Annotated in this window: 19 protein-coding genes; 12 read left to right on the forward strand and 7 right to left on the reverse strand. The window is 55.7% G+C overall.

Annotated elements, in window-relative coordinates:
- Nucleotides 1–164 precede the first annotated feature (164 nt).
- The 8 genes from pyk to mnhG are packed head-to-tail and all read left to right on the forward strand — an operon-like array spanning nucleotide 165 to nucleotide 7364.
- On the forward strand, nucleotides 165–1580 hold the full coding sequence (gene pyk / locus ACTCIA_RS13675) for a pyruvate kinase (RefSeq protein WP_463002367.1): 1416 nt from the start codon (nucleotides 165–167) through the stop codon (nucleotides 1578–1580).
- A gap of 16 nt (nucleotides 1581–1596) precedes the next feature.
- Nucleotides 1597–3858, forward strand: coding sequence for a hydrogen gas-evolving membrane-bound hydrogenase subunit E (gene mbhE, locus ACTCIA_RS13680; protein ID WP_463002368.1), 2262 nt, complete (start codon nucleotides 1597–1599; stop codon nucleotides 3856–3858).
- Nucleotides 3855–4295, forward strand: a complete 441-nt coding sequence (locus ACTCIA_RS13685) for a Na+/H+ antiporter subunit B (RefSeq protein ID WP_463002369.1) — start codon at nucleotides 3855–3857, stop codon at nucleotides 4293–4295. Before mbhE ends, ACTCIA_RS13685 begins: the two co-directional genes overlap by 4 nt.
- Nucleotide 4296: 1 nt before the next feature.
- Nucleotides 4297–4719, forward strand: coding sequence for a Na+/H+ antiporter subunit C (locus ACTCIA_RS13690; protein WP_463002370.1), 423 nt, complete (start codon nucleotides 4297–4299; stop codon nucleotides 4717–4719).
- Complete coding sequence (locus tag ACTCIA_RS13695; protein ID WP_463002371.1) at nucleotides 4716–6224, forward strand: Na+/H+ antiporter subunit D; 1509 nt, start codon at nucleotides 4716–4718, stop codon at nucleotides 6222–6224. Before ACTCIA_RS13690 ends, ACTCIA_RS13695 begins: the two co-directional genes overlap by 4 nt.
- The gene (locus ACTCIA_RS13700; RefSeq protein ID WP_463002372.1) at nucleotides 6221–6697 is read left to right on the forward strand and encodes a Na+/H+ antiporter subunit E; all 477 of its coding nucleotides are present in this window, start codon (nucleotides 6221–6223) and stop codon (nucleotides 6695–6697) included. The genes ACTCIA_RS13695 and ACTCIA_RS13700 overlap by 4 nt, the downstream gene beginning before the upstream one ends.
- Nucleotides 6697–7017, forward strand: a complete 321-nt coding sequence (locus tag ACTCIA_RS13705) for a monovalent cation/H+ antiporter complex subunit F (protein WP_463002373.1) — start codon at nucleotides 6697–6699, stop codon at nucleotides 7015–7017. The genes ACTCIA_RS13700 and ACTCIA_RS13705 overlap by 1 nt, the downstream gene beginning before the upstream one ends.
- On the forward strand, nucleotides 7014–7364 hold the full coding sequence (gene mnhG / locus ACTCIA_RS13710; protein ID WP_463002374.1) for a monovalent cation/H(+) antiporter subunit G: 351 nt from the start codon (nucleotides 7014–7016) through the stop codon (nucleotides 7362–7364). Before ACTCIA_RS13705 ends, mnhG begins: the two co-directional genes overlap by 4 nt.
- Here the strand turns inward: mnhG and ACTCIA_RS13715 are convergent.
- From ACTCIA_RS13715 to ACTCIA_RS13735, 5 genes are all read right to left on the reverse strand, one after another.
- Nucleotides 7361–8611, reverse strand: coding sequence for an IMP cyclohydrolase (locus tag ACTCIA_RS13715; protein WP_463002375.1), 1251 nt, complete (start codon nucleotides 8609–8611; stop codon nucleotides 7361–7363). The two genes, mnhG and ACTCIA_RS13715, sit on opposite strands and share 4 nt — an antisense overlap.
- A 342-nt stretch (nucleotides 8612–8953) precedes the next feature.
- Nucleotides 8954–9637 carry a hypothetical protein gene (locus ACTCIA_RS13720; RefSeq protein WP_463002376.1) on the reverse strand — a complete coding sequence of 228 codons (684 nt, stop codon included), beginning with the start codon at nucleotides 9635–9637 and terminating at the stop codon, nucleotides 8954–8956.
- 34 nt (nucleotides 9638–9671) lie between these two features.
- Nucleotides 9672–10559, reverse strand: coding sequence for a polyamine aminopropyltransferase (speE, locus tag ACTCIA_RS13725; protein ID WP_463002377.1), 888 nt, complete (start codon nucleotides 10557–10559; stop codon nucleotides 9672–9674).
- 103 nt (nucleotides 10560–10662) lie between these two features.
- Nucleotides 10663–11058 carry a type II toxin-antitoxin system VapC family toxin gene (locus ACTCIA_RS13730; RefSeq protein WP_463002378.1) on the reverse strand — a complete coding sequence of 132 codons (396 nt, stop codon included), beginning with the start codon at nucleotides 11056–11058 and terminating at the stop codon, nucleotides 10663–10665.
- Nucleotides 11058–11306, reverse strand: a complete 249-nt coding sequence (locus ACTCIA_RS13735) for a FitA-like ribbon-helix-helix domain-containing protein (RefSeq protein ID WP_463002379.1) — start codon at nucleotides 11304–11306, stop codon at nucleotides 11058–11060. Before ACTCIA_RS13735 ends, ACTCIA_RS13730 begins: the two co-directional genes overlap by 1 nt.
- Before the next feature lie 176 nt (nucleotides 11307–11482).
- Here ACTCIA_RS13735 and ACTCIA_RS13740 point away from each other — a divergent pair, with 176 nt between their 5' ends.
- A complete protein-coding gene (locus ACTCIA_RS13740) occupies nucleotides 11483–12193 on the forward strand; it encodes a glutamine amidotransferase (RefSeq protein WP_463002380.1) in 711 nt (236 codons plus the stop codon).
- Here the strand turns inward: ACTCIA_RS13740 and ACTCIA_RS13745 are convergent, their stop codons facing one another.
- Both ACTCIA_RS13745 and ACTCIA_RS13750 read right to left on the reverse strand, forming a co-directional pair.
- Nucleotides 12194–12682 (reverse strand): ribonuclease toxin HepT-like protein, encoded by a 489-nt coding sequence (locus tag ACTCIA_RS13745; RefSeq protein WP_463002381.1) that lies wholly within the window; start codon nucleotides 12680–12682, stop codon nucleotides 12194–12196.
- Nucleotides 12679–13047: a nucleotidyltransferase family protein gene (locus tag ACTCIA_RS13750; RefSeq protein WP_463002382.1), complete on the reverse strand. Its 369-nt coding sequence runs from the start codon at nucleotides 13045–13047 to the stop codon at nucleotides 12679–12681. The genes ACTCIA_RS13745 and ACTCIA_RS13750 overlap by 4 nt, the downstream gene beginning before the upstream one ends.
- A gap of 1078 nt (nucleotides 13048–14125) precedes the next feature.
- Between ACTCIA_RS13750 and ACTCIA_RS13755 the strand changes: the two genes are divergently transcribed.
- The 3 genes from ACTCIA_RS13755 to ACTCIA_RS13765 all read left to right on the forward strand — a co-directional run bounded on the left by ACTCIA_RS13755 (nucleotide 14126) and on the right by ACTCIA_RS13765 (nucleotide 19386).
- A complete protein-coding gene (locus ACTCIA_RS13755) occupies nucleotides 14126–15001 on the forward strand; it encodes a haloalkane dehalogenase (RefSeq protein WP_463002383.1) in 876 nt (291 codons plus the stop codon).
- A 348-nt stretch (nucleotides 15002–15349) separates the two neighbouring features.
- On the forward strand, nucleotides 15350–17530 hold the full coding sequence (locus ACTCIA_RS13760; protein WP_463002384.1) for a malate synthase G: 2181 nt from the start codon (nucleotides 15350–15352) through the stop codon (nucleotides 17528–17530).
- A 128-nt stretch (nucleotides 17531–17658) separates the two neighbouring features.
- Nucleotides 17659–19386, forward strand: coding sequence for a hypothetical protein (locus ACTCIA_RS13765; RefSeq protein WP_463002385.1), 1728 nt, complete (start codon nucleotides 17659–17661; stop codon nucleotides 19384–19386).
- Nucleotides 19387–19605 lie beyond the last annotated feature (219 nt).

Below are 19605 nucleotides of genomic sequence, written 5' to 3' on the forward strand. Positions count from 1 at the left end.
TTCTCAGAATTTCACGTACGGCTAAGTACGCTGCATTCTTCGAAATTGCGCAAGCCTTGATCTTGAACTTTTTACGGCGCCATCTGAAATCAGACTTTTACGGTGCCATCAACCTTGAACCTTGAACCTTGAACCTTGAACTCTAAACCCCCCGGAGGGGATGCATGTCAAAGACCAAAATCGTCTGTACCATCGGACCGGCCTGCGCGGATGTCCATATCCTTACGCGCATGATCCATGCCGGCATGAGCGTGGCCCGGCTCAATTTCTCCCACGGCGGCCGGGAAAACCATGCGGAAATGATTCAAATGGTGCGCACCGCCTCTGAGGAAACCGGGGTGCCCGTGGCCATTCTCCAGGATCTTCGGGGGCCCAAGATCCGCGTGGGAGAGGTTGAACCCCCGGGCATTCATTTAAAAACCGGAGAAACTCTGGTGCTGACCACCGATGCCGAAGCCGGGCAGGGCAACAGGGTGTCTGTGAGCTATCCGCATCTGCCCGAGGATGTTTCAGTGGGCGACACCATTTTGCTGGCAGACGGGCTCATGGAGATGGTGGTCACCCGGACCACGAAAACCGAGGTGCACTGCGAGGTGATCTCGGGCGGCACCCTGACATCGCACAAGGGCATCAATCTGCCTTCCGGCTCTGTGCGCACCCCGGCCATCACGGAAAAGGACAAGGCCGATCTTGCCTTCGGCCTTTCCCAGGATGTGGATTACGTGGCCATGTCCTTTGTTCGCCGCTCCGAGGACGTGCGCCAGGCAAAGGAGATCATTGCCCATGCCGGCCACAGCACCCCGGTGATCGCCAAGATCGAAAAGCATGAGGCCTTAAAGGATATAGACAACATCATGGATGTCTCAGACGGCATCATGGTGGCCCGGGGGGATCTGGGCGTGGAAATCCCCCTGGAAAATGTGCCCGGCACCCAGAAGATGCTGGTAGAAAAAGGAAACGAAGCCGGAAAACCGGTGATCATTGCCACCCAGATGCTGCGCTCCATGCTCGACTCCCCGCGCCCCACCCGGGCCGAGGCCACTGATGTTGCAAACGCGGTGTTAGACGGTGCCGATGCCCTGATGCTTTCAGAAGAAACCGCCACAGGAAATCACCCGGTGCGCGCCGTGGAATACATGGGCCGCATTGCCAAGGTCACAGAGGAAAAATACCCGTACGAAAAATCCTTTCAGGAAATTCTTCAAACCCGGATTTCCGAATCCGTGGCCCATGCCACCTGCATTCTTTCCGATCACCTGGCGGCCCGGGCCATTATCGCCACCACCAAAAGCGGCTACACCGCTCACCAGATCGCCCGGTTCCGTCCGAAAAGCCGGATTATCGCCGTATCCCCGGATATCCGGACCGTGCGCCAGCTCGCCCTTTACTGGGGGTGTCTGCCCGGGCTTATGGATTACACCAGGGACACGGATGAAATGTTTGACCGGGCCTCGGAATTTGCCATTGAAAAGGGGCATGCCAAAAAGGGCGATCTCGTTGTGATCACCGCGGGTCATCCCATGTGGGAGGCCGGTACCACAAACATGATCACGGTGCGCCGGCTCGGAGATATTGTTTAAGGGCGGGTTGCCTTAGATGAGCACGCATTTGTCCAATCATCGTATCCACCTGGCTGCAAGGTTGTCAGGCCTTCTTCCCCTGGCCCTGTTTGCTGCTGCCCTGGGCCTGGTTCCCGGAATCATGGCCGGCCGCAGCTATCGGGCGGTCATTGCCTGGGTGCCGGCTTTGGGCGTGGACCTGTCGCTGATGATCGACGGGTTAAGCCTTTTGTTTGTCCTGATTATCACGGGCATCGGGTTTTTTGTCAGCATTTATTCCGTGGATTATTTGCACGGCCATGCCCGCACCGGCCGTTTTTTCTTTTTTCTCCACGCCTTTATGATCTCCATGCTCGGCCTGGTCACCGCAGACAACGCCATTGCCCTGTTTGTGTTCTGGGAGCTGACAACCATATTTTCCTATTTGCTCATCGGGTTTGAGCACGAACAGGAAAAATCCCGCAAAAGCGCCCGTCAGGCCCTTCTGGTCACGGGGGCGGGGGGCCTGGCTCTGCTGGCGGGTTTTTTGCTTTTGCAGATCGCTTCGGGCACATACGAGATTTCGCAGATGGTCCATGCTGCAGACGATCTGCAGGCCCATCAGCTCTACACCCCCATCCTGGTGCTTCTGCTGGCCGGCGCATTTACCAAGTCGGCCCAGTTTCCATTCCATTTCTGGCTGCCCAATGCCATGGCCGCGCCTTCGCCCGTCAGCGCGTATCTGCACTCGGCCACCATGGTCAAGGGCGGGGTTTATCTGCTGGCCCGGTTTCATCCCATCATGGGGGGGACTGCGGCCTGGGAGGCCACCCTGGTGCTTGTGGGCGGATTCACGGCCGTTCTGGGCGCTTTTACCGCCCTGGGGCAGACGGATCTCAAAAAGATCCTGGCCTATACCACGGTGGCGGGCCTGGGGATCATGACCATGCTGCTGGGCGGGCAGAGCACGCCTTCAATGACCGCTGTGCTGACCTTTTTGCTGGTGCATGCCCTGTATAAGTCCGCTCTTTTTTTGGTGGCGGGCATTATTGATCACCAGACCGGCACCCGGGAGATCGCCCGGTTAGACGGCCTTGCCCGGTCCATGCCGTTTACCGGGTTTGCCGCATTTGCAGCATGCCTTTCCATGGCCGGTTTCCCGCTGTTTTTCGGGTTTATCGGAAAGGAGATCATGTACAAGGGCGTTTTGGCCGAAACCATGATGCCCGGGCTGGCCGCATCAGCGGCGGTGCTGGCAAACGGCCTGATGACCGCTGTGGCAGGTGTTTTTCTGATCCGCCCGTTTCTCTCGGATCGGGCCGGGGTCCATCTGGAAACAAAAGAAGCCGGGATCCGCATGTGGTCCGGCCCCATGATACTGGGGATGATCACCATCTTTTTTGGTGTTGTGCCGGAATTCGTGGGCCGGGTTTTGATCAAACCGGCGGTAAAGGCGATTCATGAGCCCACGGCATATGTTGAATTCGCCATTTTTCACGGCATCAACGACCCTCTTGCCTTAAGCATTCTGACCCTGGCCATTGGCGTGGCTTTGTATGTCAACCGCCAACGGGTCAACCGCATGGTGTGTGCGGTGTATGGGGCCGTTTCCCTGGATGCCTCGCAATTATATGAACACGTGATCAACGCGGTGGCAGCCGCAGGCAAGGCCCAGAACCGGATTTTGCAAAACGGATCTTTGCACCGCTATTTTTTCATTGTGGCGGCCGCATTTTTCATGGTTACCGCCTTTAGCTATGTCCGCGGCATGCAAGGATTTGTGGATATTTCAATTGCCATGCCCTCTTTGGAGCAGGCACTTTTGCTCATTGTGATCCTGGCTGCGGCGGCCGCGGTGGTGATCACGCACTCGGTGCTGCTGGCCATCTGCTCGCTGGGCGTGGTGGGTGCTGGTATTGCCGTTGTTTTTCTCATCTTCGGCGCCCCGGACCTGGCCCTGACCCAGCTTCTGGTGGAAACCCTGACCGTGATCATTGTCTCCATTATTCTGCTGCGGCTGCCGTCGCTGGGTTCCGGCGACAGGCGGGGCAGGCGGCGAAAGTTTTTTGACGGCGCTCTGGCCGCGGCCACTGGAATTCTGGTCACCACCCTGATGCTCACGATGCTGTCTTCGCCCCTGGATCGCTCGCTGACGGAGTTTTTTGAGAAAAACAGCTACCTGGCCGCCCACGGCAAAAACATTGTCAACGTGATCCTGGTGGATTTCAGAAGCTTTGACACCCTGGGGGAAATCATCGTGGTGGCAGCTGCCGGCATTGCCGGCTATGCCCTGATCCGCAGAAGGAGGCCCAATCCATGACCCGCTCGGTGATTCTGGCAACCGCCACCCGTTTTCTGGTGAGCATGATTTTGGTGTTTTCGGTTTATCTGCTGCTGCGCGGGCATAATTCCCCGGGCGGCGGGTTTTCCGGGGCCCTGGTGGCGGGCACGGGCTTTGCCCTGTATGCCATTTCAGAAGGGGCGCAATCCGTGCGCCGGGCCATCCGGATCGATCCGCTGTGGCTGGTTGGCCTTGGCATGCTGGCCGCCCTTGTTTCCGGGCTGGCTGCCGCGGCGGCCGGAAAAACGTTTCTAACCGGTCTGTGGTGGACCATTGCCGAATTCAATGGCACGGAAATGGTTGTGGGCACCCCGTTTTTCTTTGATGTGGGCGTGTATGCCATTGTCCTGGGTGCGATTCTGACCCTGATTCTGGCCCTGGAACAGGATCTGGCAGAAGATCTGGAAAAGGATTGACATGGAAACCCTGCTGTCTGTGATATGCGGTTTTATGGTGGCCGCAAGTCTGTACCTGATGCTCTCAGGCAACCTGATCCGCTTTATCTTCGGGCTGGCGCTGGCCACCAACGCGGTGAACCTGTTGATTTTCGTTGCCGGCCGGCTTTCGCAGACCCATCCGCCGCTGATTGATCCGGATGCGGGGGTTGCGGCCCAGCCCATGGCAAACGCTTTGCCCCAGGCCCTGATATTGACCGCCATTGTCATCGGGTTTGCGCTGCTGACCTTTGTATTTATCCTGTTTTATAAAGCCTACCAGTCGCTGAACACGGTGGAGACCGAACTGATGCGCGTATCCGAGCCCAGAGAGAGCAGCGGGGCAGAAGAGGGGGGGCAGGCCGGGACCGGCGGTGCTCATGGCCCGGGCAAGGAGGGCGCATGAACTGGCTTGTGGTGCTTCCGGTGATCGTGCCCTTTGCCGTGACCGCAATGACCCTGTGTTTGCGAAATCATCTTCGCCTGCAGGGCAGGGTAGCCATTTCCGGGGCCCTGGTGCATTTTGTGGTTTGCATGCTCCTGCTGGCACGGGTTGCCAAAACCGGCATTGTCACGGTTCAGATCGGATCATGGCCCGCGCCTTTCGGCATCACCCTGGCGGCTGATCATTTCAGCGCTATTCTTGTGGCAGTCACGGGAATTCTGGGCCTTTCGGTAACCGCCTATTCCAGGGCCGAGATTCGCGCGGGTATGCTGGCCGCAGGCTACCAGCCCCTGCTGCATATCCTGATCGGCGGGGTCTGCGGGGCGTTTTTAACAGGTGATCTGTTTAATCTCTACGTGTGGTTTGAGGTCATGCTCATGGCCTCATTCGGACTGCTGGTCATGGGCGGGGAAAAACAGCAGCTCGACGGCGGGGTGAAATACGTGATGATCAACCTGTTTGCCACCTTGCTGTTTATCTCGGGCATCGGCCTGTTATATGGCATGACCGGGACCCTGAACATGGCGGATCTGCACTCCGCAGTTCAGCAGGTGGAGCACAAGGGCCTGCTTACCGCCGTGGCCGCCCTGTTTATGACCGCATTCGGCATCAAGGCCGGCATCTTCCCGCTGTTTTTCTGGCTGCCCGCGTCCTATCATACCCCGCCCGTGGCCGTGTCCACCATAATGGCCGGGCTGCTGACCAAGGTGGGGGTCTATGCCCTGATTCGGATGTTTACCCTGGTTTTTATCTTTGACATCGCCTATACCCACGGAATCCTGCTGGCAGCCGGCGTGCTGACCATGATCGTGGGCGTGCTGGGCACTGCGGCGTTCTACGAGTTCAGGCGCATTCTGTCGTTTCACATCATCAGCCAGGTGGGCTACATGGTGCTGGGCCTGGCATTGTTTACGCCCCTGGCCCTGACCGGGGCGGTGTTTTTTCTGGCGCACAACATGATTGTCAAGGCCAACCTGTTTCTGATCTCGGGTGTGTGCCGGCAAAAGGCCGGCTCCTTTGAGCTCGGCCGGCTCGGGGGGCTTTATAAAAACCACGGGTTTATCACGATTCTGTTTTTTATTTCCGCGTTTTCCCTGGCCGGGTTTCCGCCCTTGTCCGGGTTCTGGGCCAAGTTTCTGGTGATCCGCGCCGGGCTTGAGGCCGAAGCCTATGTGGCCGCGGCCGCAGCCATTGTGGTGGGACTGCTGACAACCTATTCCATGACAAAGATATGGGCCGAGGCCTTCTGGAAGCCGGCCCCGGAGGGGGAACCGGAAACGGGGATTGACGCACAAGAGCGGGGGCGGGGCGATTTCTGGCTGTATGCGCCCATTGTGGTGCTTGTGATGCTAACCCTGGCAATGGGGCTTTTGCCGGGCCCGTTTGTGGATCTGGCCGGTTCCGCGGCCCATGAGCTTATGAATCCCGGCATTTACGTCGATGCGGTACTCGGAGGTGGCAGATGAGCAACCTGTTTGTCTTTAACCTGTTTCTGGCAGCCGGCTTTGCCGTGATCATGGGCCAGCTCAACCCGACCGGGTTTGTTTCCGGTTTTGTGATCGGGTATATGGCGCTTTGGATCACCAGGCATCTCTACGGGCCCTCGGGATATTTCGCCCGGGTGATCAACATTGTCCGGCTTGCGGCCACATTTGTCTGGCTTTTGCTGGTGTCCAACTTCCGGGTTTTGTGGGATGTGATCACGCCCAGGCATTTTTCCAGCCCTGCGGTGATCGGTGTTCCCCTGGATGCCACAACCGATTTTGAGATCATGCTGGTGGCCAACATCATCTCCCTGACCCCGGGGACCTTGAGCCTGGATGTTTCCGCGGACCGCAAAACCCTGTATGTGCACATGATGTTTTTAGACGACGTGGAAACCGCCCGCCGGGATATCAAGGAAAAAATCGAAAAACGGGTGCTGGAGGCCGTGCGATAATGGTTGTGGAAAGCATTGTTGTCCAAACCGCTGCAAAAATCACCCTGGTACTGCTGGCCCTGGCGGTGCTGCTGGCTTTTATACGGCTGCTTGCCGGCCCGAGCCAGGCAGACCGGATCGTGGCCCTGGATCTGATTTCCGTTCTGATCGTGGCCATTCTGGCGGCCCTGTCGATTTACCGGCAGCAAAGGGCGTTTCTGGACGTGGCCATTGCCTATGCCTTGATCGCGTTTCTGGGCACCGTGGCCCTGGCCCGGTTCCGGGAGCGGCTGGCCAGAAGCGGCCGGATTGACGAACACCAGGAGGAGATTGATCAATGACGCAATATTTTGTGGCATTTTTCATGATAGCCGGCGGGGTCTTCTGCTTTGTGGCCGGCCTGGGCATGCTGCGCCTGCCGGATACCATCATCCGGATGCACGCGGCCACCAAGGCGGGTGCTCTGGGCTCGGGTCTGATGTTTCTGGCCCTGGCCCTGTTTTACATGGATCTGAGCACCACCCTGCGCGCTTTTGCCGCCATTTTGTTTATTTTGTTCACCGCCCCGGTGGCCGCCCACTTAATCGGCCGCGCCGCCTACTGCACCCGTGTCAGGCTCTGGGATAAAACCTGGATCGACGAGCTGGCCTACACCTGCGACTGGACCGAACCCGAACAAGATGATTAGTGTTTGAAGCTGCGCTGGCCGGTGAGCACCATGGTGGCATTGTTTTCGTTGCAGGCCTCAATGGACTGGTAATCATTTAGCGATCCGCCCGGATGCACCACTGCGGTGACCCCTTCGCGCAGGCCCACGTCCACGCCGTCACGGAACGGGAAAAACGCGTCGCTGACCATGGTTGAACCGATCAGGCCGCCTTTTTCCGCCTTGACCCGGGCGTTGATCTCATCTTTTTTGTCCCCGTCTGCCAGTTCGTTATAGGGCATGTTATGCTGCTCAAAGCAGTAGCGGTCCGCAAGCTTGCGGTAGGCCTTGTCACGGGCGATTTCCGCCACGCCCACCCGATCCTGCTCACCGGTTCCGATGCCCACAGACACCCCGTCTTTGACATAGAGCACAGAGTTTGAGGTTACGCCCGATTCCAGCAGCCAGCCGAACCGGATGTCGGCCAGTTCGTTTTTTGTGGGCGGCCGGTTGATGCGGTAAACCTCTCCCTTGTATTCGCATTCAGCCAGCTTGAAGTCGGCATCGCTGCGGGCTTCGGGCACAAAGGACCACTGGGTGATCAGGCCGCCGTCAATCAAGTTTTTAAACTCCACCACGCGCTGGCCCACAAAGGACTGGAGCCTCTCGATGTTCTGAATCTGGATCACCCGCAGGTTCTTGCGATTTGCCAGAATGTCCATGACCCCTTCTTCATATTCCGGGGCCACGATCACCTCGGCATACTGGCTGGCCACGGCTTCTGCCGTGGGCTTGTCCAGTGCCCGGTTGACGGCAATGCAGCCGCCGAATGCCGCAACCCGGTCTGCCATGTAGGCTTTGGCATAGGCGTCGGTCAGGGTTTCGGATACGGCCGCCCCGCAGGGGTTGTTGTGCTTGACAATAATGGCACAGGGTGTGTCGGTGAAGTAGCGCAGAATGTTTAAGGCGTTGTCTGCGTCCGTGAGATTGGTTTTGCCCGGATGTTTGCCGGACTGCAGCAGCTCGATGTCCGAGGCCAGGTACTGGCCCGGGGCAATGGTGCGGGTTTCGCCCAGCACCAGGTTGCCGTTTGCCAGCCGGTACAAAGCCGCTTCCTGTCCGGGGTTTTCCCCGTAGCGCAGGCCCTTTCGCACCCCTTCGATCACCCAGTCCACCTTTTCGTAAAACAGGGTCTGGCGGTTGTCCCCGTCCACAAAGGAGATCTCCATCTGCGGCGGAAAGTGATCGTCCATGATGGTTTTATACATTTTTTTCAGATCGTCGGCCATTTCGGGTCGCTCCATCAGTTTTAAGTGATTAGTGTTAAGTTTTCAGTGTTAAGTTTTAAGTATTGAGTAAGATCAAGAAGTTTCTGGCCTTCTAACTTCGTTCAAGGTTCAAGGTTCAAGGTTCAAGGTTCAAAAAAATAAAATCAAAGCTTTTAAGCATGCGGTAAAAAGTTCCTGACAAACAGCGAACGCGGTAAAAAGTCTGATTTCAGATGGCGCCGTAAAAAGTTCAAGATCAAGGCTTGCGCAATTTCGAAGAATGCAGCGTACTTGGCTGTACGTGAAATTCTGAGAAATTGCGCGTAACGCAGATATTGGACTTTTTACGGCGCCATCTTTGGGTTACAGGATTTCTTCGTATGCGCCCTGGATATCGTTAAACGCGGTTTCGCGCAGGTAATTGGCAATGGCCTGGTCATATCCGGCGGTGTGGAAAAAAGCCTTTTTGGCCAGGCTGATCCGGGTCTCCAGAGATGTCATGGACTCCATGGACTCGAGTTCCTCCAGGACTTTGGGATAATCCTTGGGGTCCACCACAGGGGCCACCCGGATGAAGTTTTTGGCTGCCGCCCGGATCATGCACGGTCCGCCGATGTCAATGTTGCCCCGGGCCTTTTCCGGGGTGACATCTGCGGCCTCGATGGTCTGCTGAAACGGGTAGAGGTTGACCACCACCATGTTGACGGGCACGGCCCCGGTGCGTTTGAGATCGGCCTGATGATCCGGGTTGTGGGTTTCGGTGAGAAGGCCCAGATAGATCTTGAAATCCAGGGTCTTGACCAGCCCGCCCTGGGTTTCGGGCTGTCCCGTGTATTCGGAAACCGGGGTGAGCACTTTTTCGGCCTTTTTGCCCAGGATCTGTTCAATCTTTTTATACGTGCCGCCGGTGGACAAAATCCGGATATTGGGGTTGGCCTTTACCATACGGGGCACAAAGTCCTCAAGCCCGGTTTTGTCTGAAACGCTTATCAAAACCGTGCTGACCTTTACCAGATCATCGATTTTTTTTACAGTATTGATACTCATGACATCCTCCGCACCTGATGTTGTTTGCGTTGATTTATAATGGCACCGGGTCGATGAGTCCGGTCAGACCCCTTGTGACAAAGCCGGGCAGGGCGAATGCCGCCCGGTGGACTGCTGGATTGTAATACTGCATGTCCATGCCCGGCGCCTCTGCGCGCTTTGGATCAAAATCCCGGATCGGGCAAAGCCCGTTTGAGGCAAACCCGAAGCTCCACAGCCCGCCCGGGTAGGTGAGGGTGGAGAAGGTGTACATGTGGATTTTTTCAAAAAAGGGCCGCTGGTTGGAAAACATGGAATTCTGGATTTCAGTGTCGTAAAACGGCGATTCAGACTGGGAGATCATCACCCCGTTTTGCGAAAGCAGGCCGGCCGCATTTTTGTAAAATGACCGGTCAAACAGCGGCTGGGCCGGTCCGATGGGATCGGTGGAATCAATGAGCACAGCGTCAAATGTTTCCGTGCAGTTCTGGACGTATTTGACCCCGTCGTCGATGACCAGCTCCAGGCGGGGGTCGTCCAGGGCACAGGAAACCGAGGGCATGTGCTTTTTACATGCATCAACCACCATTTGGTCGATTTCCACCATCACGACCCGCTCAACGCTTTTGTGGCGCAGCACCTCACGGGCCGTTCCCCCGTCGCCGCCGCCGATGATCAGCACGCTTTTGGGCTCGGCAATGGTAAACAGGGGCACGTGGGCGATCATTTCATGGTAGACGAACTCGTCTCTTTCCGAGACCATGACAATGCCGTCGTTTAACAGCAGTGTTCCGTGGCCGGCGGTTTCCACCACATCCACCTGCTGATAGGCGCTTGTGCCCGAAAACAGGGTGCGCTCCACCCGAAATCCCAGAGAGACCATGTTCTTGTGGGTCTCGGTCACCCACAGATCAAGCTTTCCGCCGTTATTTTCATCCGTCATGCGGCAACCTCCCTTTTGCAGGAAAATAAAAAATCAATAGCATTTTTGTACCGGCAGGTAAATCCCTGTGTTGGTATCAGCGGGAAAAGGGGTGGTGTTTTATCTAAAGCGTGCGAACGGATTGATTTTGCGCCGTGTTTTTCAGCTTTTTGTCCATGGTGGCCAAAGCGGCGTTGTGCCGGCGCGCAAGCACCAGAAAAAACATATCATAAGCCGTCATTTGCGTTTTGCAGGCCAATGCAAACGCCTCCCTGTAAAGATCGGTTTCTGCGGCATAATCATCAGGAAGCATCAGGGCGTTTTCAATGCAGGCCTCGCAGATGTCTGCGGGCAGTTCCTGGAACGTGTGGTATTTCCAGAAAACGTTTGTGATTTCCGCGATGTAGAGATTCGGTGCGATCACCCAGTCCGCGTTTTGCAGGTGCCCGGCCCAGAGCCCGGCATGTGTGCGCTGCAAGACGATTTCAGCGCCGATGCTGGTATCCATGACAACAATCATCAGCGCTCCCGGTCCCGGCGGATCAGCTCCGCAGGGTCTTTTAATTGTCCTGTAAATCCATGTGCCGGAGCTGTGCAAATGCGCTCCAGCAATTGTTTTCTGCGGGCTTTTGCGTCCAGCGGTTTTCCCATTCCTTTTGAAAGCGCTACAACCGCTTGCTGGGAAAGGCTTCTGTGCTGTTTTCCGGCTTCTTCCTTCAGCCGGTTATGCAGATGCTCGGGCAGATCTCTGATTTGAAGTGTGGGCATGGCCATTTTCCTTCTGAATGATTGTGTCAACAATATAATGCATTTGTCAGCAAAGTGCAATCAAGACGTGAAAACTTTCGCTGGTTGAGATGTTGACAGGGAGATGTTTGGGCTTAGCTTAATGTTTTGGAAATCCTGCCGTGTAAAAGCCAAAGGCGGGACAGCAGGAGGCGGACATGAAAAAGCTTTGCATCATAAAACTGGGCGCCACGTATGCGGACATGAAGTCCCGGTTCGGTGATTTTGAGCACTGGACCCAAAACGGCCTGGATGCGCCCGGAGCGTTTGTCCGCATTGTGGACGCGAAAAACGGCCAGGGGCTGCCGGCGCCGGAAAAGTGCGCCGGCGCTGTACTCACCGGCTCGCATGCCATGGCCACAGACAACGCGGAGTGGAGCGTGCGCACGGAAAACTGGCTAAAGGAGCTGCTGCATGCCGGGGTCCCGGTTTTGGGCATCTGTTACGGCCATCACCTGCTGGCCCGGGCTGCGGGCGGCAAGGCCGGCTATCACCCGCAGGGCAGGGAAGTGGGCACGGTGGAAGTCCGGGTTTTTCCCGGTGCGGCCGAATCAGATCCGATTTTTGCCGGTGTTCCCCAGCGTTTTTCCGCCCATGCCACCCATTCCCAGACTGTGCTGAAATTGCCGCCCGGGGCGGTGCATCTGGCCCAAAGCGATCATGACCCGAATCACGCCTTTCGCATCGGCGGCCGTGCCTGGGGCGTGCAGTTTCACCCGGAATTTTCAGCCGAAATCATGCGGGCCTACATTCAAAAACAGGCAGAGGACCTGATCCGTGAGGGCCGCAGTCCCGAACGCCTTTTGCAAAACGTCACCCCGACCCCTGAGGCCGCAGCAATCCTATCAGCCTTTGCCCGCATCTGTTGATTACAGGGCGTCGAGTTCCCGAAGAAAATCAATGAATTGTTCCATATCCTGTTTGCACAAGACAAAGCATGCATCTGCATCATCTGCAAGGGCTTCAAGCCGCTCGGGTTTCAAGTTGAAAGTATAGATATTGCGGACCAGGTGGCGAAAAGCCCTGTATTCATCCAGGCACTCTCTTGTTGCCCGCCCGATCACGGGAGGGCGCAGGCCTTTCATGTCAGCGGCCATCTGCTGGAGAAGTTCCTGGTGCCAGTTTGCGCCGCCGGGCACCCCTCCGTCAACTGTTCTGGCAATGTCTTCAAAGCAGGATTCCATTGCAGCATAAAAACTGTGCAGATTCAGGGCAAGTCCGTCAAGATAACCATCATCACCGCTTTTGCGGGCTTTTTCCAGCAAAATCCCCACCCGTTGAACAACGCGCCGGACATCTTCCATCATTTGTTCCAGTCGGCCTGCCAGGGCCTGGTAAGGTCCCCTTGCTATGATCATATGGTCACCCCGTTTTCCAGTTCTTTGCGCAGGGACTCCGGCGCCTGTTCAATCTGGATCAAATCCACTGCAATGTCATTGTCTATCCCGGTGACCGCGGCAACAGCCCGCAGGAATTCGCTGTCCGCAACCCCGGAGACCGCCAGGTCCACATCCGAACGTTCGTCAAAATATTCCGGCCGCAGAAGGGAGCCAAAAACAATGATTTTTTCTGCGTGGAATCGCTTTCGCAGCAGGTCGGCGGCTTTTCCGGCCACGCCCCATCCCCTCTTCACGCGCTGGCGGCGTCGTTTTTCCGCAGCCTCCTTGTTTCGCCTGGCAGTGCGGCGATAGATTTCCATGTCTGCCGGAGGGATGGTGTTCATGATTTTTTCCTGCTTTTCCAAGATGATCACAGAGATCTGCCGTATTTGCCTAAATATACGACAATATGTGAAAAACGTCAATTCCGTGTGTCTTGCCAGCAGTATAAGCTTTTCTCAGGCTTTTTTCAGCCGATGGGGCATGGGGATAGACCTGGGCGGTCTTGTCCGGCCGCAATGAAGGCGGTGGCCTGGAGGAAGGAAACCCTGAGGCCGGGGCCGGGTTTTTTCGCTCCTGAGCCTTTTTGCGGATTCAGCCAACGCCTTCGCCGAAATTTCAAAAACTCGGCCTGTCGGCCTCAGACAGTTTGAAATTTTCCGGCTTCGGCATTGGCTGAATCTCTTCGCAAAAACGCTCAATGTCGCTTCAAAAACCCGCCCCCGCCCTCCGGGCTTCCTTGGGGAGCATTCTCAAGTTCGATAAGTCTGAAAAACACATTGGAAACACCTTTCCAGGTTGGGTAACTCTATATCGGCATTCAAATTAAAAGGAGCTCTTGGTAAAAAACATTTGTTCCCGCTTGTTTCCAGTACCTTGGCCATGGGGTGGGGCGGGGGTGGTTTGTTTGGCTGCATTGGCGCGGTTTCGGCATAAGATCGGACCGGGGCTTTGGCGCCCGGAATTTTAAACTGTCTGAGGGCGATCCGCCCGAGTTTTTAAAATTCCAGCCAAAGCCCCGGTCCGATCGCCGAAAGCACGCCGCAGACAAACAAACCGCACCCGACCCGCTCCATGCGAAAACCGGCACAAGCTGCCAATGCCCTGGTTACGCCAATGCCTTAGTTGTCTCATCTCCCGGCCTAAAATAATGGTCTGGCCCTGCCGGCAAACCTTGTTTGTCATTCCGGCGCAAAAGGTTATTTTATGTAAGTAACCGCACCAAACATGATGGAATTGTAAAAAGTCCGAAAACGGATATAACCGCCAACCAATAAGGAAATAACTTTTTGATTTTACTTAACACTTAACACTTAATCACTTAAAACTGCCTGTAAAAAAGACTTTTTACAGGCTCATCAAACATCTGTCGTCCAAAACGCGCAGTCAGTTGCCAATCCATACAAGGCCCGGAGGTTATAAATGGTTTTGTCGGAACAGCATTATCCCAAAAAAACAATCCAGGTTTTGGGCCGCAACATGGCCTATGTGGACGAGGGGCAGGGCGATCCGATCGTGTTTCTGCATGGAAATCCCACCTCGTCGTATCTGTGGCGCAACGTGATTCCCTTTGTGACGCCTTTGGGCAGATGCATTGCCCCGGATCTGATCGGAATGGGCGATTCGGACAAGCTGGCGGACTCAGGACCGGGCGCCTACCGGTTTGTTGAACACCGCAGGTTTCTCGACGAATTTCTGGCACAGATGGGAATTGATAAAAACGTGGTTTTTGTAATCCATGACTGGGGCTCTGCCCTGGGCTTTGACTGGAGCCGCCGCCATCCTGAAAGTGTGCGGGCAATCGTTTACATGGAAGCCATTGTCCAGCCCCTGAACTGGTCGGACTGGCCGGATAGCGCCAGGAACATGTTTGAGCGGTTACGGTCTGAGCAGGGCGATGAAATTATTTTGAAAAACAACGCATTTGTGGAAAAAATCCTTCCCGCCTCCATCCAGCGCAATCTGAGCCCCGCAGAAATGACCGAATACCGCCGCCCGTTTTTCAACCCGGGCGAGGACCGGCGCCCGACACTGACCTGGCCAAGGGAAATTCCCATATACGGCGATCCTGCGGATGTGGCCGAAATTGTCTCGGCTTACGGAAAATGGCTGGAAACCGCCAGTGTGCCAAAGCTTTTTATCAATGCAAACCCAGGAATGATCCTTGTCGGCGGGCAGCGGGAATACTGCCGTTGCTGGCCCGAGCAGCAGGAGGTTACAGTCAATGGCCTTCATTTTATCCAGGAAGATTCGCCGGAAGCCATCGGAGAGGCCATTGCCGGGTTTCTCAAAAAATAAGAATGATGAGCCTGTAAAAAGTCTTTTTTACAGGCAGTGTTAAGTTTTAAGTGATTAAGTGTTAAGTAAAATCAATAATTTATTTGTTTATTGCTTGACGGTTATCTCTGATTTGAGACTTCCAAGGAAGTCCAAGGGCGGGGTCGGCTTTTGAAGCGACATTGAGCGTTTTTGCGTGAAAAATTTAAACTGTTTGAGCAAGGCAGAGCGAATTTGTCAATTTTAAGCAAAGGCATTTGATGAATCCGCAAAAACGGTCAGGAGCGAAAAAGCCGACCCCGGCCGCAGGGCTTTCTTCCTTAGACGCTCAGTAATGTGTTTATCAGATTCAAACAAGGGAGAGTTGCTATGACTGATAGGGTAAATGCAGGCGGCCTTCAGGTTGCACGGATTCTGTATGATTTCATAAACAACGAGGCCATTGACGGCACCGGAATCAAACCCGATGATTTCTGGTCCGCCCTCGGCAGCATCGTGGCGGATATGACCCCCCGAAACCGGGAGCTTCTGGAAAAACGCGACCAGCTCCGGGCCGCACTGGACGACTGGTACCAGCAGCGCAAAGGCAGGCCTTTTGATATGGCCGAATACAAGGCGTTTTTACGCGAAATCGGCTATCTCCAGCCGGAAGGCGGGGATTTCGAAGCCGCCACCCAAAATGTGGACCCGGAGATCGCGCAGGTGGCCGGCCCCCAGCTCGTGGTGCCGGCATCCAATGCGCGGTTTTCATTAAACGCGGCCAATGCCCGGTGGGGAAGCCTTTATGACGCGCTTTACGGATCAGACGTAATCTCCGAACAAGGCGGGGCCCATAAGGGCACCCAATACAATCCCGTGCGGGGCGAAAAAGTCATTGCCTATGCCCGGGCCGTGCTGGACCAATCCGCCCCCCTGGCGCAGGGCAGCCATGCAGATGCCGCAGAATACCGCATTGACGGCGGAAAACTGACTGTCCGCCTCAAAGACGGCGCTGAAACCGGCCTTAAAGACCCGTCCCGGTTCGCCGGCTACAGGGGATCGGCCGACCGGCCCGATGCGGTTTTGCTGGTCAAAAACGGCATGCACATGGAAATCGTCATTGATCCGGCCGATCCCGTGGGCAAAACCGATGCCGCCAATGTCAAAGATGTGATCCTGGAAGCAGCCCTGACCACCATTGTGGATTTTGAGGACTCGGTGGCAGCCGCCGATGCAGCCGACAAAACCGCCATTTACCGCAACTGGCTGGGCCTGACAAAGGGGGACCTGGAAGAAAGCTTTGAAAAGGGCGGCAAAACCATCACCCGGCAGATGAACCCGAACCGGCACTATACCGATGCCCGCGGCGATTCCTTTGGCCTTCCGGGCCGCAGCCTCATGCTGGTGCGAAACGTGGGCCATCTCATGACAAACAGCGCAATTTTGGACGCTCAAGGCAACGAGGTGTTTGAAGGGATCATGGACGGCATGATCACCGCCCTGATCGCCATCCACGATCTAAAGGGCAACACCCGGTTTCAAAACAGCAAAACCGGCAGCATCTACATTGTCAAGCCCAAGCTGCACGGCGCGGACGAGACCGCATTTACCGATGACCTGTTTGCCCGCATTGAAGACGCACTGGGCCTGGCGCGCAACACCCTCAAGGTGGGGGTCATGGACGAGGAACGCCGCACCACGGTCAACCTCAAAGAATGCATTCGCGCGGTCAAGGACCGGATTATTTTCATCAACACGGGATTTCTGGACCGCACCGGAGACGAAATCCATACCTCCATGGAAGCCGGCCCCATGATCCGGAAAGGGGAAATGAAGCAGGCCGCCTGGATGACCGCCTACGAGGACTGGAACGTGGATGTGGGCCTGGCCGCCGGCCTGCGGGGCCGCGCCCAGATCGGCAAGGGTATGTGGGCCATGCCCGACAAGATGGCCGACATGATGGACGCCAAAATCGGCCACCCAAAGGCCGGGGCCAGCTGCGCCTGGGTGCCGTCTCCCACGGCCGCCACTTTGCACGCCATTCATTATCACCGGGTCAATGTGGACGCCCGCCAGCAGGAACTGGCCGGAAAGCGGCGCGCCGGCATTGACGATCTTCTGACCCTGCCGCTGATGGCCGACCCGGAGGCGCTGAGCGCAGATGACATCAAGCAGGAGCTGGACAACAACTGCCAGGGCATTCTCGGATACGTGGTGCGCTGGATTGATCAGGGCGTGGGCTGCTCCAAGGTTCCGGATATCCGGGACGTGGGCTTGATGGAAGACCGGGCCACCCTGCGGATTTCATCCCAGCATATCTGCAACTGGCTGTATCACGGCATCTGCACCAAAGACCAGGTCATGGAAACCCTCAGGCGCATGGCCGAAGTGGTGGACCGGCAGAACGCCGATGATCCCGGCTACATTCCCATGGCAAAAGACTTTGACAACAGCCTGGCCTTTCAGGCCGCCTGCGACCTGATTTTCAAAGGCCGGGACCAGACAAACGGCTACACCGAGCCTCTGCTTCACGCCTATCGTCTCAAAGCCAAGGCCAAGCTCGGTTTATAAATAACAGACGCAATCTTTTCCGGATTCACACGGGGTTTATAAGCTTATTGTTTGTTTGCGGGGCAGTTGTGTGCTATGGATACGGCCGGCAAACAAAAACTTTCAACCCCGTCCTATGGAGATAAATCATGAAAAAAATGCGTTTAGTGTCGTGTGTTGTTCTAATTATTTCAATGCTGGCCATAGCCGCCTGTTCCGGAGATGGCGAAGACAAAGGGTCAGCCGGCCTTCCTCCTGCAGCAGAACAATTGCCGCTGCTGGAAATGGTGCCGGAAAACACCCAGGTGCTGGTCAAATTCGAGGGCCTGGAAAACCTGTATGGGCAGTTGGCTGTCTCGCAAAATTCTGTTCTGGGCGTTTCCGTGGAGCAAAAAGAGATTGACCGGATCAACGCAGCCCTGGGCTTTAACCTGATGGATCTTGAGCAGGTCCGGCAGGCCGGGTTTGACACGGCCCAACCCTTTTGCCTGGCGATTCCCAACTTACAGTTGGATGCCGCTGACAGCCGGCAGACCGATTTTGATGTCCTGGCCCTGCTGCCGGTATCCGACGGTGAGACCGCAATGAATACGCTCCGCGCAGCGCTTGAAAAAGAAAATGTCCTTGTCGCTGAAGCCGAAAAAAACGGCCGCTCATACCTCAAGTGGCGCTACCCGGAGGCAGAAGGGGCCATGGCGGTTAAAGACCAGTATCTTTGCATGGCAGTCAATTCAGATAACGATCCCCAGGCCTTTCTGGATTCGCTCCTGGAAAACAACGCTTCGCTGGCCGATTCGAAAACCTTCCGGGAAGTGGCTGCAGACACGGATTTTACCCGTGGGCTGGCGGCTTATTTCAATATCGCCGGCATGGTGGAAGCCAATGCTGAGCAGATCCGGCAGGCCGCGGCCAGCGGGTCGGATTCCGCCGCCGAAACCCAGGAGATGCTCCAAACCCTCAGACAGTATTCCGCCGGGACCATGACCGCGGAGTTTGGCAGCCCGGATTTTACCCTGGACACAATTGTCTCCCTGGTGCCGGATGCGGATATCAAAAAGGTCTGGAGCCCGGACCGGATAAACCGGGACAAGGTTTTAAGCATTGCCGATCCGGCGGCCTTCTTGCTTTCCTTTGGTGTGGACATGCGGCAGTACTATGAAATGATCACCGACATGCTCCCCCCGGAACAGTATGCCACGGTTGCCAGCCGGATGAAGGAGTTTGAGCGCAATAGCGGCATTGACCCGGAGACCGAGCTGCTCGACAATCTCAGCGGCAGCATGAACCTGGCCCTGTATGACGGCGCCAGCATCACCCTGATGAACTACAACGCGCTTTTTACAGCCGGGGTCAACGACGCCAAAGTCATGAAGGATGTCATTGAAAAGTTCATCAAACTGCTGCCCCCGGACAAGCAGTCCATGATCAGCCGCCGGCAGGTGGGGGGGACGGATGCTTATGTGATCAATGCCGGTGTAACACAGGTTTATATGGGCATTGATGACGAAACATTCATGATTTCATCAGGAAAGCCCCTGTATGAAAAAGCCCTTGACGGCAAAAAGGACCAGGGTTTTGCCGCGAGCCTGGCAGATGACCGGTTAAAGGAAAGCATCACAGGCAAACGAAACATCTTTTATCTCAACATTGACGAGGTGGTCAAAACAGTGAACAATTTTGCCATGTTTCTCATGGAATCCGCCGGCGGCGAGCAGCAGTTCAGACAAAAGCTCGATGCCGCGGGCAAGTTCAAATACATCCTGGCCACCAGCGAGCTTGAAAACGATCTTGTCAAATCCATGTTGACAATCCAAACCCGCTTCACCGAACCCTTTTTTGTCGAAACCGCCCGGATGGTGGACGACCTGCAGCAGTAAAACAAAAAAATCGGGGACAGTATCTTTATCTCCAATACTGTCCCCGATTTTCCGTAAGGCAAGAATTAAGGTTTGACCCCTTAATTAGTGGCTGAACGAAAACCCTGTTCAGCCAAAACGCGAATATCGAAATCCGAAATCCGAAACAAATACGAATATCGAATGTTCAAATGATAAAAACCAACAGCTTAAAACAGGATGTTTCTGTCATTGATGCAT

The sequence above is a fragment of the Desulfosalsimonas sp. genome, assembly GCF_055149105.1.

Bases quoted from the DNA above. Each gene is read 5' to 3' on its own strand.
- ACTCIA_RS13720 (WP_463002376.1), bottom strand. From the start codon at position 9,637: ATGAGTATCAATACTGTAAAAAAAATCGATGATCTGGTAAAGGTCAGC.
- ACTCIA_RS13705 (WP_463002373.1), top strand. From the start codon at position 6,697: ATGGTTGTGGAAAGCATTGTTGTCCAAACCGCTGCAAAAATCACCCTG.
- ACTCIA_RS13745 (WP_463002381.1), bottom strand. From the start codon at position 12,682: ATGATCATAGCAAGGGGACCTTACCAGGCCCTGGCAGGCCGACTGGAA.
- ACTCIA_RS13740 (WP_463002380.1), top strand. From the start codon at position 11,483: ATGAAAAAGCTTTGCATCATAAAACTGGGCGCCACGTATGCGGACATG.
- ACTCIA_RS13750 (WP_463002382.1), bottom strand. From the start codon at position 13,047: ATGAACACCATCCCTCCGGCAGACATGGAAATCTATCGCCGCACTGCC.
- ACTCIA_RS13695 (WP_463002371.1), top strand. From the start codon at position 4,716: ATGAACTGGCTTGTGGTGCTTCCGGTGATCGTGCCCTTTGCCGTGACC.
- ACTCIA_RS13700 (WP_463002372.1), top strand. From the start codon at position 6,221: ATGAGCAACCTGTTTGTCTTTAACCTGTTTCTGGCAGCCGGCTTTGCC.
- mnhG (WP_463002374.1), top strand. From the start codon at position 7,014: ATGACGCAATATTTTGTGGCATTTTTCATGATAGCCGGCGGGGTCTTC.
- ACTCIA_RS13685 (WP_463002369.1), top strand. From the start codon at position 3,855: ATGACCCGCTCGGTGATTCTGGCAACCGCCACCCGTTTTCTGGTGAGC.
- ACTCIA_RS13730 (WP_463002378.1), bottom strand. From the start codon at position 11,058: ATGATTGTTGTCATGGATACCAGCATCGGCGCTGAAATCGTCTTGCAG.
- speE (WP_463002377.1), bottom strand. From the start codon at position 10,559: ATGACGGATGAAAATAACGGCGGAAAGCTTGATCTGTGGGTGACCGAG.
- ACTCIA_RS13760 (WP_463002384.1), top strand. From the start codon at position 15,350: ATGACTGATAGGGTAAATGCAGGCGGCCTTCAGGTTGCACGGATTCTG.
- ACTCIA_RS13690 (WP_463002370.1), top strand. From the start codon at position 4,297: ATGGAAACCCTGCTGTCTGTGATATGCGGTTTTATGGTGGCCGCAAGT.
- ACTCIA_RS13755 (WP_463002383.1), top strand. From the start codon at position 14,126: ATGGTTTTGTCGGAACAGCATTATCCCAAAAAAACAATCCAGGTTTTG.
- ACTCIA_RS13735 (WP_463002379.1), bottom strand. From the start codon at position 11,306: ATGCCCACACTTCAAATCAGAGATCTGCCCGAGCATCTGCATAACCGG.
- ACTCIA_RS13715 (WP_463002375.1), bottom strand. From the start codon at position 8,611: ATGGCCGACGATCTGAAAAAAATGTATAAAACCATCATGGACGATCAC.
- ACTCIA_RS13765 (WP_463002385.1), top strand. From the start codon at position 17,659: ATGAAAAAAATGCGTTTAGTGTCGTGTGTTGTTCTAATTATTTCAATG.
- mbhE (WP_463002368.1), top strand. From the start codon at position 1,597: ATGAGCACGCATTTGTCCAATCATCGTATCCACCTGGCTGCAAGGTTG.
- pyk (WP_463002367.1), top strand. From the start codon at position 165: ATGTCAAAGACCAAAATCGTCTGTACCATCGGACCGGCCTGCGCGGAT.